Origin of the sequence: Proteus faecis (assembly GCF_003144395.1) — a bacterium.
GTDB lineage: Bacteria > Pseudomonadota > Gammaproteobacteria > Enterobacterales > Enterobacteriaceae > Proteus > Proteus faecis.
In genome coordinates, this window is the sequence record NZ_PENZ01000028.1 from 237604 (window position 1) to 255391 (window position 17788).

General features: G+C 38.9%; 14 protein-coding genes. All 14 read left to right on the forward strand.

Features of this window, described 5'->3' with window-relative positions; translation table 11 throughout:
* The first annotated feature begins 45 nt into the window (after nt 1-45).
* Nucleotides 46-1521 (forward strand): DUF2264 domain-containing protein, encoded by a 1476-nt coding sequence (locus DK858_RS08115; protein ID WP_109396968.1) that lies wholly within the window; start codon nt 46-48, stop codon nt 1519-1521.
* A 114-nt stretch (nt 1522-1635) separates the two neighbouring features.
* Nucleotides 1636-2490, forward strand: coding sequence for a tagatose bisphosphate family class II aldolase (locus DK858_RS08120; RefSeq protein ID WP_109396969.1), 855 nt, complete (start codon nt 1636-1638; stop codon nt 2488-2490).
* A complete protein-coding gene (locus DK858_RS08125; RefSeq protein ID WP_109396970.1) occupies nt 2487-3458 on the forward strand; it encodes a sugar kinase in 972 nt (323 codons plus the stop codon). The genes DK858_RS08120 and DK858_RS08125 overlap by 4 nt, the downstream gene beginning before the upstream one ends.
* On the forward strand, nt 3439-4080 hold the full coding sequence (locus tag DK858_RS08130; protein ID WP_109396971.1) for a bifunctional 4-hydroxy-2-oxoglutarate aldolase/2-dehydro-3-deoxy-phosphogluconate aldolase: 642 nt from the start codon (nt 3439-3441) through the stop codon (nt 4078-4080). The genes DK858_RS08125 and DK858_RS08130 overlap by 20 nt, the downstream gene beginning before the upstream one ends.
* Before the next feature lie 5 nt (nt 4081-4085).
* A complete protein-coding gene (locus tag DK858_RS08135) occupies nt 4086-4667 on the forward strand; it encodes a DJ-1/PfpI family protein (protein ID WP_109396972.1) in 582 nt (193 codons plus the stop codon).
* Between the two features lie 703 nt (nt 4668-5370).
* Nucleotides 5371-5868 (forward strand): type VI secretion system contractile sheath small subunit, encoded by a 498-nt coding sequence (gene tssB, locus DK858_RS08140; protein ID WP_109396973.1) that lies wholly within the window; start codon nt 5371-5373, stop codon nt 5866-5868.
* Between the two features lie 23 nt (nt 5869-5891).
* On the forward strand, nt 5892-7439 hold the full coding sequence (gene tssC, locus DK858_RS08145) for a type VI secretion system contractile sheath large subunit (RefSeq protein WP_109396974.1): 1548 nt from the start codon (nt 5892-5894) through the stop codon (nt 7437-7439).
* A gap of 12 nt (nt 7440-7451) precedes the next feature.
* Nucleotides 7452-8789, forward strand: coding sequence for a type VI secretion system baseplate subunit TssK (tssK, locus tag DK858_RS08150; RefSeq protein ID WP_109396975.1), 1338 nt, complete (start codon nt 7452-7454; stop codon nt 8787-8789).
* Nucleotides 8786-9454: a type VI secretion system protein TssL, short form gene (gene tssL / locus DK858_RS08155; RefSeq protein ID WP_109396976.1), complete on the forward strand. Its 669-nt coding sequence runs from the start codon at nt 8786-8788 to the stop codon at nt 9452-9454. The genes tssK and tssL overlap by 4 nt, the downstream gene beginning before the upstream one ends.
* Nucleotides 9454-11172, forward strand: coding sequence for an OmpA family protein (locus DK858_RS08160; RefSeq protein ID WP_228407236.1), 1719 nt, complete (start codon nt 9454-9456; stop codon nt 11170-11172). The genes tssL and DK858_RS08160 overlap by 1 nt, the downstream gene beginning before the upstream one ends.
* 22 nt (nt 11173-11194) lie before the next feature.
* Complete coding sequence (locus DK858_RS08165) at nt 11195-11686, forward strand: Hcp family type VI secretion system effector (RefSeq protein WP_023583757.1); 492 nt, start codon at nt 11195-11197, stop codon at nt 11684-11686.
* A 191-nt stretch (nt 11687-11877) separates the two neighbouring features.
* On the forward strand, nt 11878-14586 hold the full coding sequence (gene tssH / locus DK858_RS08170) for a type VI secretion system ATPase TssH (protein ID WP_109396978.1): 2709 nt from the start codon (nt 11878-11880) through the stop codon (nt 14584-14586).
* Nucleotides 14583-17111, forward strand: a complete 2529-nt coding sequence (locus DK858_RS08175) for a type VI secretion system Vgr family protein (protein ID WP_109396979.1) — start codon at nt 14583-14585, stop codon at nt 17109-17111. The genes tssH and DK858_RS08175 overlap by 4 nt, the downstream gene beginning before the upstream one ends.
* Nucleotides 17111-17788: T6SS immunity protein Tli3 family protein (locus DK858_RS08180; RefSeq protein WP_458368151.1), on the forward strand; the 678-nt coding region annotated here is incomplete at its 3' end. The genes DK858_RS08175 and DK858_RS08180, both read left to right, overlap by 1 nt.

Below are 17788 nucleotides of genomic sequence, written 5' to 3' on the forward strand. Positions count from 1 at the left end.
TCCGTTTTGTTTCGCAAGGATGCGTCTTTTTTCTGAGATACGAAAATGGCTATTGAAATTGCATCTTCAGCACGTCCAAAACTCCCTTATGAGCACCCTAACGTAGAAATCTACCAACGCTTATTTAAGGAAAATATCATTCGACGATTAGTCAGAAAATCGGCTTATCGTCGCTATGATAAAACGATCACCGACTTTTTTAATGATGAAAACCAATCGCTTTTCTCTTTATGCGAAATGCTAACACAATATGTCACACAGGCTTTTCATCATTACCAAGTCTGGGGTTACTCTCATGCTTATTATCCAGGAAGCCCAGGGCAACAAACAGCAAGAACTGATGCTCTTGAAGGGGTTAGCAGAGTACTTCCTCTACTTGCCACATGGGTAGTTAGCAGCAAAAAAAGTACGTTGATAGGATTAAATCATCAAGCTTTCAACTTACCTTCAATGATCAAACAAAGCTTTATTCATGGCACTGATCCACTTCATAAAGGATATTGGGGAAAACTTGAAGATTACGATCAACGAATTTGTGAAGCATCTGATTTAGCGCTTACTCTTTGGATCAGCCGTGAATGGGTGTGGGATACATTAACACCTGCCATACAGCAACAAATTATTACTTGGTTCGAACAAGTTAATCACTGTGAAATTGTTGATAATAACTGGCATTTTTTCCCTCTTACCGTCCAATTTGTTATTAAAGCACTCACAGGAAAAGACACTATTACCCATTGGCGCTATGAACGGTTAAAAGAGTTTTATGTTGGTGATGGATGGTTTCGTGATGGGGCTAAAGGTAATTATGATTACTACAATGCATGGGGTTTTTATTATTCATTATATTGGTTAGCACAGATTGATCCTCAATTTGATACAACATTTATTACTCAATCACTTAATACCTTTAATCAACATTACCTTTATTTTATGACGCCAAAAGGCATTCCTTTCTTTGGTCGAAGTGCCTGCTATCGCCTTGCGGTTTCTGCGCCATTGTTAGCAGGTGTCGATTTACATTGCCCTTCAGTAAAAGTGGGCGAGGCAAAACGCGCCTTTGAAAGTAGTTTGCGTTATTTTATTTCTCAAGGCGCATTAAAAAATGGTGCTCCCACTCAAGGCTTATTTACTCACGATCCTCGTTTAGTTGATAACTACAGTGGGCCGGCCAGTAGTTTTTGGTCATTGCGTGCCGTAATTATTGCACTTTATTGTGCTGATCGTATCAACTTATGGCAAACACCTTCACTTCCCTTACCTATCGAAAAAGATAACTTTCGTTTCGAAATCCCTGCTATTCACGCTTTAGTGACTGGAGTGAAAGCAACACAAGAGGTAAACGTCATTTTTTGCGAAGATTATACAACACAGCAAACACCATTAACCCGTCGTTTAGAAAAACAGACCTTAGTACAAAAAGTCACTGAAACCGTGATAGGACAGTCAAGACGACCAAAAAATAATTTATTACGCAAAGGGATCACCAGTTATAGCTCTAAAATGGCTCATTTTTTCTAATCATCTTTCATTTACTTTCGATGCAAAAGCAATAAAAATGTGATTTAGATCTTTTACCTTTCTATTTCTTTCGTTTATTATTATTCGTAATCAAATGAAAGATGAGAGGCAAACATGTATCTGGTTTCTACTCGTAATATGCTCAATAAAGCACAGCGTGAAAATTATGCTGTGCCTGCTTTTAATATTCATAACTTGGAAACTATTCAGGTTGTGATGGAAACAGCCGCTGAGATGGCATCACCTGTTATCTTAGCGGGCACACCAAGCACGTTTGCTTATGCTGGTAGTGATTATTTGATCTCTATTTGCCAACAGGCTGCAGAGCAATATCGTATCCCGGTTGCCCTACATTTAGATCACCACGAAGAGATCCCTGATATATGTCATAAAGTCATATCAGGTGTACGATCCGCCATGATCGATGCCTCCCATTTTCATTTTGAAGAAAATATTCGCATCGTCAAAGAAGTGGTTAATTTCTGCCATCATTGGGATTGTACGGTAGAGGCTGAGTTGGGTCGCCTTGGTGGGCAAGAAGATGATCTTATCGTTGATACAAAAGATGCCCTATTTACCGATCCTGATTCAGCGGTACAATTTATCAAAGCAACGGGTATTGACTCATTAGCTGTTGCAATCGGTACAGCACATGGTATGTACAAACATGAACCTCATCTCGATTTTGAACGCTTAGAGATTATTCGTCAAAAAACAGATATTCCTTTAGTTCTTCATGGCGCATCGGGTATTCCTGATGCAGATGTACGTCGTTGTATTGATTTAGGAATCTGCAAGGTTAACGTTGCAACTGAGCTAAAAATAGCTTTCTCTAACGCAATCAAACAGTACTTCTTGGATAATCCTGATGCGAGTGATCCTCGTCATTACCTTGTACCAGGCAAATCCGCAATGAAAGCAGTGGTTGCAGATAAAATTCGTGTCTGTAAAAGTGATGGGAAACTGTGAAGAAAAATAAAACTGTCGCCATTATTGGCGAATGTATGATCGAACTTAGTGGTCAGCCTTTCTTACCACAACAACAACGTTTTGGCGGTGATACGTTAAATACAGCACTCTATTTATCACGATTAATCCCGTCATTACATCCTCACTATATAACAGGTTTAGGCGCTGATACTTACAGTGTCTTAATGCAAAAAGCATGGGAAAACGAGGGGATCAACTGCCAATCTGTTATTACTATTCCTGAAAAACTTCCCGGTCTATATGCCATTGAAATTGATGCTTGTGGCGAACGTAGTTTCCACTATTGGCGTAATGATGCTGCCGCACGTTATATTGCGACGGATCACCGTTTTGCGGCACACCTCAATGCACTTCCTGATAATAGTGTAATTTATCTTAGTGGAATTTCTCTTGCCATTTTACTCCCTGAAGGAAAAGTAGCATTACTCGCGCAATTAGCTCATCTTAAACAACGAGGGTTCACCTTAATTGTGGATTCAAATTACCGACCACGTTTATGGGATTCAATACCTCATGCACAAGAGTGGTTTGAGAAACTCTATAGTATTAGCGATATCGCTTTAGTCACTGGTGATGATGAACAAATACTTTGGCAAAATCCCGATTTGACAGAACAAGACATAGCAAGACGCCTTCATCAATGGGGTAATCAGAACGTCATAGTCAAATTGGGAGCTAATGGTGCTTACTGGTCTGACGGTAAAAATTCGGGCTATATTTCTCCCAACCCCATCGATTCAGTTATTGATACCACCGCCGCAGGTGACTCTTTTAATGCTGCTTTTATTGCTGCTTGGTTGCAAAATCACAACTTACCTACGTGCTGTTTGTGGGGAAACACCTTAGCTGGACTCGTCATTCAACACCATGGCGCTATCATTCCTCATGAAACAACTGATTCATTCTACACACTAATCAAGGACAACCATGACACAGTCAATTGTTGATACTCTTTCATCACTGAAAGTGATCCCCGTGATCCAAATTAATCGCGCTGAAGATGCAATCTGGCTGGGTGAAATTCTAACCCAAAATCAATTACCTGTTGCCGAAATTACCTTTCGTACACCAGTAGCAGCCAAAGCCATAAAACTCATGCATGAACACTTCCCTGAGCTAATATTATGCGCTGGAACAGTATTGACTGCACAACAAGCAGATATGGCAAAAGAAGCTGGGGCTCGCTTTGTTATTTCTCCGGGCTACAACCCAAGTACCGTTGATTACTGCCTTAATAATGGCATTGATATTGTGCCGGGTATTAACAATCCAAGCCAAATCGAGATCGCACTTGAAAAAGGCTTAACTTTACTTAAATTTTTCCCTGCAGAAGCCTCTGGCGGTGTAAAAATGCTAAAAGCATTAGCATCACCTTACGCCCAAGTCCAATTTATGCCTACAGGTGGTATTAGTTTAAATAACGTGAGTGATTATCTTGCTATTCCACAAGTTGTTGCTTGCGGAGGAAGCTGGATTGCCACAGCAGATACGATTGATAAACAAGATAAACAGACCATTGTTAATCATATTCAAAGTATCCACTCATTACTAAAAACACATAAGGGATAAATAAAATGAAACAGGTTGCCGTTTTATTAGCTGATGGATTTGAAGAAGGTGAAGCTGTTGTTTTTATTGATATCATGCGTCGTCTTGATATTCATGTTGATGTACTTTCTTGCATGGATAGTTTGGTATTAAATACTTATTTTGAAACTAAAATCAGTGCTGATTTTTTATTAACTGAAAAACTGACACATAGTTATGACGCAATAATGATGCCAGGAGGTCCTAAAGGCACCGATCGTTTATCCGCTAACGAGCAAGTTATTCAATTTATTAAACGCCATATTGCTGAAGATAAATATATTTGTGCACTATGCTCTTCAGGAGCAAAAGTATTAGCGGCACATCATCTTCTTGAAGGTCGTCATTACAGTACTGGCGATAAATTAGCAGATAAATACGATGATGGTCATTATCTTGATCAAGATGTTGTTGTGGATGGAAAGTTTATCAGTGCAAAAGGATTAGGTGTGAGTTTTGAATTTGCCTTTACAGTAGCTCGCCATTTATTAAACGACAATACAGAAAAAGTAGACTGGCAAGCTAATCATATTTATTTCAAACACTGGCCATTAGATTACCTAAAATAGCTAAATTAATTATTATGAACGATATAAAGGGGATTAACTCCCCTTTATATTTTCATTTTAATTATCGTCACAAATAATAACTCCTTTTCGCCCCAATCCCTCCCCAATAATTGCTAGCTCTATTATTGGGGGTATCTCAAAAATAGTTTTATCTATTTTCCTTCTGATTTAATCAACGTATTTATAAGATCACATATTAATTAATCAAAAAAAAGAATAAAAAGAAGTTAAATAGATCTTTTTCTACTTAAGAATTAATACTTAAAAAATACAAACATTAAAATCTAAGGTTAAAAACATCATTGTACTATTTCTATTTTCTTATCATTCGTCACATCAACTAATAACAATAAAAAGTAATAACTATATGTTATAAATAATAACTCCTACTATGTGTATATACTAACAGAATAGACGTAAATAAATTAATATAGAAACTCGTCATTATAAATTTAAATAATATATAAAATAAACATCATATTATGATATTTATTTGAAATAAACCTCCAATATATTCTAAAGTGTTTTCTTTATATTTCATTTTAACTTTAGAGATATCTCTCAAAAATATTAAGATAAATTGATTTATTTAATTTTGTTTAATATAAGGTAAATACTTTAAAATAAATTTCTTGTTAGTGAAATTACTTAATATTCCCCACTCTCAAGAGATCCTTTATTCGTTTAATACAAGGATTTTATTATGTCAGATAGTTTTCAAAATGAAGTTCCTAAAGCGCGGGTAAATATAAAACTCGACTTACATACAGGTGGTGCACAGAAAAAAGTTGAGTTGCCTTTAAAACTATTGGCTATCGGCGACTACAGCAACGGAAAGGATAAACGGGTTCTTTCAGAAAGAGAAAAGGTCAACATTAATAAAAATAACTTCAACAACGTGCTTACTGAATTTTCCCCTTCCGTCAATCTTACTGTAAAAAACACATTAGCTAATGATGGTAGCGAGGAGAACATTAATCTGTCATTTAAAGAGATGGCAGACTTTGAACCAGAACAAGTTGCTCGCCAGATACCTCAACTACGCGCCATGCTAGCAATGCGTAATCTCTTACGTGACTTAAAGTCTAACCTCCTTGATAACATCACTTTTCGTCGTGAACTCGAAAATATCCTTAAAGATCCTGCATTAAGTGATGAACTACGCGAGGAATTATCTCAACTCGCACCGAAAAAAGACTAATTGGGTTTTATCATTACAGGATTATGCTTATGTCAGTTAATAGCGAAAGTATTTCAAAAAGTACAACAACGGTACTTGATGAGTCCGCGAATAGCGGTGTTTATGCCTCACTCTTTGAAAAAATCAACCTCACACCTGTTTCTCAGGTAAGTGATATTAATATCTTCCAAGACAATAGTGCTCTGGCAGATACAACAGCAAATGAGCGCGTTACTGTTGCCGTTCAAGTTTTTCTTGATCGTCTAAAATCCTCAGGCCAAAAAGTCGAACGTTTAGACCGAAACTTACTTGATCACCATATTGCTGATCTAGATAGACAAATTAGCCAACAACTTGATGAAGTCATGCATCATGCTGAATTTCAAAAAATTGAATCAGCATGGCGAGGGTTAAAATTCTTAGTTGATCGCACTGATTTTCGTCAAAACGTAAAAATAGAGTTACTTGATATTGCTAAGGATGATTTACGCCAAGACTTTGAAGATTGTCCGGAAACTATCCAAAGCGGCCTATATCACCATACTTATATCGAAGAATACGATACTCCGGGTGGCGAACCTATTGCCGCTATTATCTCTAACTATGAGTTTGATCGTGGTCCTCAAGATATCGCTTTACTACGTCATATTGCGAAAGTTTCTGCTTCTGCACATATGCCATTCATAGGTTCTGTTGGTCCTGCCTTTTTCGGTAAAGAGTCCATGGAAGAAGTTGCTGCCATTAAAGACATCAGTAACTACTTTGACCGTGCTGAATATATCAAATGGAAATCTTTCCGTGACTCTGATGATGCCCGCTATATTGGCTTAACGATGCCGCGCGTTTTAGGTCGTCTTCCTTATGGCCCTGACACCATTCCTGTACGCAGTTTTAATTATATTGAAGAAGTAAAAGGTCCAGACCATGAAAAATATTTGTGGACAAATGCAACCTTTGCTTTTGCTGCCAATATGGTTAAAAGCTTTATTAACAATGGTTGGTGTGTACAAATTCGTGGCCCACAAGCTGGCGGAGCGGTAAAAGATTTACCTATTCACCTTTATGATTTAGGAACAGGGAGTCAGGTCAAAATTCCATCTGAAGTGATGATCCCTGAAACACGAGAATTTGAATTTGCCAACCTCGGTTTTATTCCATTGTCTTACTATAAAAACCGTGATTATTCTTGTTTCTTCTCTGCAAACTCTGCGCAAAAACCCGCTATTTATGAAACATCTGATGCAACAGCGAATAGCCGTATCAATGCGCGTTTACCTTATATTTTCCTCCTTTCCCGAATTGCCCATTATCTGAAATTAATTCAGCGTGAAAATATTGGTACTACAAAAGATCGTCGTTTATTAGAACTTGAATTAAATAATTGGGTTCGTAGTTTAGTGACCGAAATGACCGATCCAAGTGATGATTTGCAAGCCTCTCACCCGCTTCGTGATGCCAAAGTAGTAGTAGAAGATATTGAAGATAACCCTGGCTTTTTCAGAGTGAAGCTGTATGCCGTTCCACACTTCCAAGTGGAAGGAATGGATGTAGATCTCTCGTTAGTATCTCAAATGCCAAAAGCGAAAGCATAAGGTGAAACACGGATGAAAATATACCGCCCCCTCTGGAGTGATGGGGCCTTTTTGGCTCCTCAGCAATTTCAACAACAAGCAAGATGGGATAGTTATCTCATTAGCACCATCGCCAATATGTCGATTGCATCAGCATGGGGCGTTATTTGTGCCGAATTTGATGAAAGTGCCTTAACTATTTCACGCCTTAGTGCACAAAAACTTATCGTTCGTTTTCCTGACGGCACGCTAATTGATACAACGCTGGCAGACAACTTACCGCCAGTTAATGAACTTAGCCATTACTCGCAACATCAAACACTTGATATCGTTCTCGCATTACCACTATTGCAGGCTAATGGTGGCAATCTTATGCAAGAAGGACGCTCTGATAGGCCACAACCGTTCTATCAAGAGTGGATGAAAGTACAAGATTTAATTGGTCAAGAACAGACGGATATCGCCGTATTAAGGCACAATATTACTTTGCGTTATGCTCATGAAGAAAATAGCGCATACATGACTTGTCCCATAGCTCGATTAATCCGCAATGCCCAAGGTGCATGGGAAATAGATAAACACTTTATTCCCCCATTATTAAGTTGTAGTGCAAGCACTGAATTAACCACATTATTCTCAGAATTCATGCATCGTTTAGTCGCCAAGCGTCGTCGCCTAATGACTATGCGCCGTGAAAATAATGAGCAGATGGCTGATTTTGCTGTCGCTGATGTCTCACTCTTTTGGCTACTAAATGCGATAAACAGTGCTGAGCCTGTATTAAGTGAATTACTCTCATCAATGGGGCGTCATCCAGAGCTTCTTTATCGTGAATTAGTACGCCTAGCGGGTGCACTACTGACATTTTCACTCGACCATGAAAATGGTGATATTCCGCTTTATCAACACTCATTTCCTGAACGGGTTTTTCCACCTTTATTTAGCTTACTGAATACTCTGTTAGAAGCGAGTTTACCTTCACGGGTGATTAGTATTGCTCTTGATAAAGAAGGGCCTTTCTGGCGTGGCGAATTGCATGATCCTCGCCTACGCGAAGACGCTGATTTCTATCTTTCAGTACGTTCTGCATTGCCGGCTCATTTGTTGATTACTCAATTTCCATTGCTTTGTAAAGCGGGTAGTAATGACGATGTTGCTAGTGTGGTTAACGTCGCACTTAATGGTATTCCATTACAACCGTTAACACATGTTCCTGCTGCTATCCCGCTGCGTTTAGAAAATCACTATTTTGCACTTGAACTCAATAATTCAGCTGGTCAAGCCATGCTCTCTTCAGGTCACTGTGCTTTTTATGTACCAGGAACATTAGGTGAAATTCAGCTAGAACTTTTTGCGGTACTTCGCTCATGATAACGAATACAAGAACAGCTAAAAATAACATGATTGATATGCTTTTTGCTGATACTTGGTTAATGGTATGTCAGCTACGTCAAGGTGCTGAAATTACTGATGGCAAAGCTTTCTATCGGCGTGTCTGTGAACATATTGATAAAACACGCCAACAACTCACAGAAAAAGGCTATTCCCAATCCGCCATCGAAAATATGCTTTATGCACAATGCGCGTTAATTGATGAAAGCGTGATGAATCGTACCGAGCGCGATGACGGTTACATACAGTGGATACAATCCCCATTGCAAGCCAAGTATTTCAATACATTAGAAGCGGGTGACAAACTATGGGATAGATTGCGTAATCTATTAAATGAGCCAGCCCCAGATCAGGATGTACTTATCTGTTTTCACCGTGTGATCACACTGGGTTTTGTTGGTAAATATCGCCAAACCAATGCACCTGAACGTGAACAAATTATTGAGCTACTCAATACTCAACTTCCCGCCTATGCACTATCAAATGATTTACCTTTAGTGATGAAACCCAAGCCTCGTATGAATCGTCGTCATATTTATTGGTTAGGTTGGTTTGGGGGAATTGTGGTGCTTGCCATGCTGTGGTGGGGTTTTTCTGTGTCATTAGAAAATTTACTTCAACAATGGGTCATACAAGGAAAGTGATGCAAAAAAATAGGATAAAACAGTGTATTACATTGTTTTCAGCAAGCTTATTATTGTGGTTGCTTTGGGGATTTTGGTCTTTTGGTAAAGAGATCTCCTATTTTCTGACGGCCCTTATTTGTATTGTCACACTCACTTTATGCATCTGGTTTTTCCGTCAGCAAAAAAGTACCCCCTACCTTAAAAATGCGCTTACAAATCTGCTCCCTCCTGATAACTATCAAGGCGCTGTTATTATCGTTTGTGGTCAATCACAAATGCTTTTTCATGAAAACCAGACCTATCGGGAAACAGCGAAAGGTTGGTATATTCGCGCGGCTTCTCCTATTGATTTGATCAACATCACTCAACATATTGTTGATATTGCCCCCTTACAACTACGTCAATTATCACTGTTATACGCTTTATTACCTGAACAGCAATTACAGCAAGAAGAAGTGACTCAAGAAACACTTAATTGGCGTCGTGCTATTCATGAAAGCAATAAAAAAACAGGTAAAACATTACCTTTTTGGGTGACACTTTATCTTAACTCTCCAGTAAATTATCTCAATTCACATTTTGATGACATAACACCGTGGATAACCTATTTAAATGACCAACCAGAGTTACTTGTTATCTCTGATAACCTGGCAACTCAATCTATTTCGACATGGTTATCACAAAATAGAGAGCAAACCGAAAACCAACTCACCATGGCTCTCTGGCTTGATCAATTACTTGCTTGGTTAAAAAGTGAATTTATTCCTCTGCTTACTGTTGCTCAATCAGGTTCCCCGAGTCTCATTCCCGTTGCTTGGGCAATGCAATTTACAACGGTTCCTACCATTTCAAATAATAGTTGGGCTCAATTTATTCACCATAAAACCACGTTATTTCCGGCGATTATCAAAACATCAAATAATAATGACGAATTACCCTTACCAGATATAGTGATCGATAAACTCACTTACGATGTCAATTTATTAAAAATAGAAACTACCTTTGGTGTTGTTGGCATGATTTGTGGATTATTTCTTATTGGTGCACTCTCTGGTAGCTATCACCATAACAAGCAATTAATCTACGATAATAGTAATGATATCAAGCACTTTAAAAGTATTAGCGATGAGAATTTAGAACCTAAAAAAGTGGCTTATCAACAGTTACTTTCAGATGCAACATTTCTCTCTCATTGGCAACGAGAAGGTATTCCTGCTCGCTATTCTTTAGCGTTATATCAAGGAAATAACATCTTACCTTATTTGCATGCCTTGCTCAGTTCATGGGCTCCCCCACAACCACCAGCACCTATCATCGTACAAGACGTTCCTGAAATGGTGACGCTAGATAGTCTGGCTCTCTTCGCTTCAGGTCAATACAAATTAAAAAACGAAGCCACTAAAGTGCTTGTTGATGCGCTTATCAATATAAAAGCCAAACCTGGCTGGTTAATTGTTATTTCAGGGTACACCGACAACACAGGTAATCCCGATTTAAACCAAAAACTTTCTCTTAAACGAGCTGAAGCCGTGCGTGACTGGATGATTAAAACCAGTGATATAGCCCCCTCTTGCTTTGCAGTGCAAGGATATGGCCAACATCAGCCCGTTGCAGATAACTCAACACTAGATGGACGAGCTCGTAATCGTCGAGTTGAAATTCGCCTGATACCTCAAGCTGATGCTTGTCAGGTATTAGCTGATGACCTTACGCCACTGAAGGATGGTGGCAACTAACCCTTAAAAAGGAGATGTAATAATGGCTATTCCTGTATACCTCTGGTTAAAAGATGACGGTAATGCGGATATCAAAGGCTCTGTGAATGTTCAAGATCGTGAAGGGAGTATTGAAGTCGTTGCTCAAGATCACAACTTGTATATTCCAACAGATAACAATACTGGCAAATTAACTGGTACACGTATCCATACCCCATTTATTTTTGTCAAAGAAATTGATGCCTCCAGCCCGTATTTATACAAGGCAGTTACAACTGGACAAACGTTGAAAAAGGCAGAGTTTAAGTGGTATCGCATCGATGACGCAGGCCAAGAAGTTGAATATTTCAATACCACTCTTGAAAACGTCAAGGTAGTCAAAGTAGCGCCTAAGATGCACAACATCAAAGATCCAACCAAAGAGAAACACAATCACCTCGAAGAAGTGGAATTGCGTTACGAAAAAATCACTTGGACTTACAAAGACGGAAATATCATTCATTCCGATTCATGGAATGAACGCGCCACTGCGTAAAGTCGAAATAAACAGGCGGTTAACCGCCTGTTTTTAAAAACATTTAAACTAAAACACTATTAGCCATTTATACCCTAAATAATCAAGATGCTTGAAGTATGACGAGTATGACCTTATGAGCCTCGGTCTATGGCTAAGGGCGGTAGCGTACCTAAATTCCCTCAATAGGGACTTCATTACTGGGAGAAAACATGGAAAATCAATCTGTCATGCTATTGCGTCGATTAAATCCTTATTGTGCAAAAGCGCTGGAAGCGGCAGCATCATTATGCCAAACCCGCGCCCATGCAGAAGTCACTATTGAACACTGGTTATTAAAAATTCTAGAGCTAGGTGAAAGCGATATCACTGTGTTAGCTCGTCGCTATGAATGGGATTTATCCGCACTCTGGCAAGACTTACTTGACGCAATTGATAAATTACCCCGCTCTGTATATAGCCGACCTCAATTATCCAAGCCTTTATTAGAACTGATTAAGAATGCCTGGGTAATTGCTTCTCTTGATGAAGATATCGAGCAAATTCGTAGTGTCCATTTACTTACGACAATGACTCGCCATCCAACATTAGTACAATTAGATGCACTCTGGCCTTTAATGACATTAGGTGAAACACAACTACAACGATTAAGACCTTTACTTGATGCCCAATCAGATGAAAGACCTGAAGTTCAACAAATTGCAGTGCATAATCATACGACTGAAAATAACCTAGACCACGAAAATAACGATCAACCTTCAACTTCCCCTGACAACGCCATTATTGGTCATACATTAAGTGAAGCGTTACTCGCTGTATTAAATAAGTTCACGATTGATGTCACTGAGAAAGCGCGTCTTGGTGAGATTGATCCTGTATTTGGTCGTGACGATGAAATTCGTCAAATGGTCGATATTCTCTCTCGTCGTCGTAAAAACAACCCTATTCTTGTTGGTGAGCCAGGTGTAGGCAAAACAGCACTTGTTGAAGGGCTTGCACTGCGAATTGCTGAAAAAAATGTCCCTATCAGTTTACAAACCACCTCATTACGTACTCTGGATTTAGGCCTCTTACAAGCAGGAGCGGGAGTCAAAGGCGAATTTGAACAACGACTCAAAAATGTTATTGATGCTGTTCAACAATCACCTACACCAATTCTACTTTTTATTGATGAAGCGCATACCATTATTGGTGCCGGTAACCAAGCTGGTGGCGCAGATGCCGCTAACTTATTAAAACCAGCATTAGCACGTGGTGAATTACGCACAATCGCAGCGACCACTTGGTCGGAATACAAACAATTTTTTGAACGTGATGCCGCATTAGAACGCCGTTTTCAAATCGTAAAAGTTGATGAACCCGATGATGAAAAAGCCTTTTTAATGCTACGAGGGCTTAAATCGCGTTATGCAAAATATCATGGTGTACATATTACCGATGATGCCGTAAAAGCTGCTGTAACGTTATCACGTCGTTATTTAACAGGTAGGCAACTTCCCGATAAAGCGGTGGATCTACTTGATACAGCAAGTGCAAGAATTCGCATGAGTTTAGATACATTACCTGAAGAGCTTACCCGAATTAAAGCCAAACGTTACGCGCTAGAACTAGAACAAAAAGCGATACTCGATGACATCACTATTGGTAATTTAACTAATCAAACAAAATTATCTGATTTATCTTCTCAAGATGCCCAATTAGCACTTCAACTCGAAACACTAGAACAACGCTTTGAACAAGAAAAAGAGATTATTTGTCAGTTAATTGACAGCAGACAAAATCCTGAAAATGCAGAGCTTTCAGCACAACTTCAGCAACAACTTATTCAATTACAACAAGACGCTCCGTTATTAAATCCCGATGTTGATGTTTGTACGGTAGCAACAGTTATTGCTGATTGGACAGGCGTTCCGCTTTCAAGCCTACTTAAAGATGAGCAAATTGGCTTATTAGAGTTAGAAAGTAACTTATCAAAATACGTTGTAGGACAAGACAACGCATTGTTAGCGTTAGCTCAGCGTTTACGAGCATCAAGAACCGGATTAGTTTCTGAAAATGGACCTCAAGGTGTCTTTTTATTAGTGGGTCCTAGTGGCGTTGGTAAAACAGAAACCGCACTTGCACTGGCGGAATGTCTGTTTGGTGGCCAAAAATCGTTAATCACAATTAACATGTCTGAATATCAAGAAGCCCACACGGTTAGTCAATTAAAAGGTTCTCCTCCAGGTTATGTCGGATACGGTCAAGGTGGTGTATTAACGGAAGCAGTCAGAAAACGCCCTTATAGTATTGTATTACTTGATGAAGTTGAAAAAGCACATCGTGATGTATTAAACCTGTTCTATCAAGTGTTTGATAGAGGCTTTATGCGTGATGGTGAGGGGCGTGAAATTGATTTTCGCAACACAGTTATTTTAATGACCGCAAATTTAGGCAGTGATTATTTAATGCAACAACTTGAAGAGTCGCCATTAAGCACCGATAGCGATTTACAAGAAACGCTTCGCCCTATTTTGCGTGAACATTTCCAACCTGCACTACTGGCACGCTTCCAAACATTAATTTATCGCCCTCTTGATGCCATTGCATTACGTACTATTGTTGAGATGAAGTTAAACAGTGTCATTAAACGGCTTTATACCCACTATCGATTAACCGGTATTGTTGAAGAAACACTCTACGATACCATTGTTGATGCCTGTTTATTACCAGACTCTGGCGCTCGAAATATCGATAGTCTGCTTAATCAACAAATTCTGCCTATATTGAGTCAACAGTTACTATTACGCCAAGCCAGTGCAGAGAAATCACAGTATGTCATTTTAGGTTTTAATGAAGAAGAAGGTATTACGTTGAGTTTTAGTGATGAGTGGCCAACAAAAAAACAGGTATTAGATAAACAACAGGAGATTGAAGAATGAGCATAATTGATCTCGTAAAAAATACACTGATTGGACAAAATCGCTACCATCTTAATGTGCAAGGTTGTGATGTTTTATTTGATGTTGAACATTTCACGGGTCGTGAAGCAATTAGCGATACCTATCATTATCAAATTACCTTTACTTGCCAAGCTCAGGATTTACAACCGCAACAACTGTTACGTCGTAGTGCAACATTATCCTTTACGCCACCCATCAATAGTATGGTGGATTTAATCGACCAAGAGCCCATCACTAAACAAGTTCATGGCGTTATCACACAATTTCGGCGTCTATCAGGCTCGGTTGATGAAGCCCGTTATCAACTCGTCATTGAGCCTGTTTTTGCCTTATTACGTCATCAGATACGTTCTCATCGTTTTTTCCTTAATCAGTCTGTTCCTGATGTCGTTAATCAAATTTTACGTGAGCATAATTTTAAAGATTGGGAATTTGAATTTACACTTAAAAATGAATATCCCAAACGCGAACAAATCAACCAATATAATGAAAGTGATCGTCAGTTTATCGAACGACTATTAAGTGAAGTTGGTATTTTTTACTCTTTTTATTTACAAGATCAAACCCAAACCGAAGTTATTCGTTTTGCCGATCGCCAAAGTGCTTATACCTTTGATAAAACTCTGCCTTTAAATAGCCCATCAGGCATGAATGATAATCACCAAGAAAGTGTGTGGGGATTATCATTACATCATCAAGTGGTTGAGCAAAATGTACTAACCAAAGATTACAACCATCGGCAAGCTCAAGACACCTTGATTTCAGCAGTAACGGATATGACTCGTGGTGAAGGTGAGGAGATACATTATGGTGAAGTTTATCACTATCAGGCTAGACATCTTTCTCGCGGTGATAAACTCAATCCAGAAGCAGAAACCGCAAACTTTTGGGCTCGGCTTGATCATGAGCGTTTTTTAACTCGTCAAACGCGCTTAAAAGGCGAAAGTAATGCAGATTCTTTATCACCGCTACAAGTGCTTTCTATCACTGATAACGCAATACCTTCATCATTACCGTCTGTGTTTCAATCACCAATTTTAATCACTCGTCTACGTTTTAGTGGTGGTCGAGAAAAAGCGTTGCAAGTCCGATTTAATGCGATTCCTTACAGTGAAACCCTTTGCTGGCGCCCGGCCGTTAAACCTCGCCCAATTATCACAGGTACACTCACTGCACGTATTACCAGTGCTAAAGATAACGATATTTATGCGCATCAAAATGAAGATGGCTTTTATTGGGTAAAATTTGATGCTGACCGTGATGAAAAACCGATGGGTTATGAAAGTATGCCAGTACGTTTGGCAAAACCTTATGCCGGCGATACCTATGGGGTGCATTTTCCATTAATTCAAGGCACAGAAGTTGCTATCGCCTTTCATGAAGGCGACCCAGACCGACCTTATATCGCCCATGCGCTTCATGATTCGCGTCGTCCAGACCATGTAACCGACAAAAATAATACCCGAAATGTTATTCGTACACCGGCTAATAATAAGCTACGTATGGAAGATAAACGCGGTGAAGAACATATTAAAATCAGCACTGAATATGGCGGTAAATCACAATTAAATTTAGGTCATATTGTCGATGCTAACCGTGATAAACGAGGCGAAGGTTTTGAATTACGCACCGATAGTTGGGGAGCTATAAGAGCTGGTAAAGGGTTATTTATTAGTGCAGATAATCAAGCCAAAGCAGGTGGTGAAGTGCTGGCAATGGAGGAGGCGCATTCACAACTCACGACTGCATTAATAGAAATGCAAACCTTAACCCAAAGTGCAGAACATGCTAGTGCTCTCGCTGCTAATATCCAGCAACAGCAAGAAAGTCTAGAAAAAAAATTAATCCAATTAAAAAAATCAGTGCTATTAGCCACTGCGCCTGACGGAATAGCACTAACTAGTGGTGATAATTTACAACTGTCTGCTGAAGAAAATCTAACACTAACAGCAAACCAGCAAGTTGATATTGGAGCTTTTAAAAAATTCACTTTAGCAGCTGGTGAAATGATGAGCTTCTTTTCCAGAATGGGAGCAAAAATCTTTGCCAAAACAGGTGATATAGAAATTCAGGCACAAGACGGTCGTCTATCAACATGGTCTACACAAGATTCGGTCATAAGTAGTGGTAAAAAAATGGTGTTGTCAGCTCAAGAGGAACTCATCTTATCTTGTGGTGGCGGATATATACGAATTAAAGATGGAGATGTAGAAATTGGTGGACCTGGAAAGTTATTAATTAAAAATAATGGTATTCAAAAATTAGGCCCACAAAGTGTAGAAAGTGCCATGAAATCTTTTTCATCAGAGGAATTTAGTGAATGGTTTGTTATTAAAAACCCACTTTCAGGAGAACCGATAGCTAATCAGCGTTATCAAATTACATTACCGAGTGGAGAAATTATAAAAGGCATTTCTGACTCCGAAGGTAAAACAACTCGTATAAATTCTAATGCAATAAACGACATTTTAATTAAATTATTACCTTATGGAGAAGGTGAATAATGAAATATAAATTACCCTACTTTTTTATTTTACTTTTATCATTTTCATCATTAACCGGCTGTTTATCATTAAAAGAAAAAGCCGCGATTAAAGCGGAGCAAGATAGAGCCGAACAACAACGTTTAATTGACGAAGAAATTAAAAGTTATGGCCCTCCCACCGTCATTTACCGTATTGATGACCATCGCTTTTTTACCTTAGAAAAATATAATGAAAGGCGAGAAGGGATCACGTATTACAACAATACAAAAAATAATATCCATCAAGAAATATTATATGGATCAGCTTGCTTATACCAAGGTCGTCTAATCTGGGCAACCGAGCGCGATGATGCTTTAATTTTCCCTGCGGTACTGAGTCGAAAAACAGATCAATGTGCAGGCACTAAATGGGGCTGTGTTAACGCTATTCTTGTCACTTTAGATGGTGGAGAAAACTTTAGGCCCACAAATGGGGGGTTTGGTGGTAATACTGATCATCCCGGTTACTACTCTTCTTTTTTTGATATTATTGTGACCGATGAGGGGTTTTATTTAGGAAAATCAACAGCTTCTCGTTTAAAAAATGATAATCTTGATGACCCTTGGTGGCGAAAGTTTTATTTTGATCCTACCGATTCAAATTATGTTCATAGTAGTCTCGGGGATAAAGAATCCCCCTCTTCAACACTAAAAACC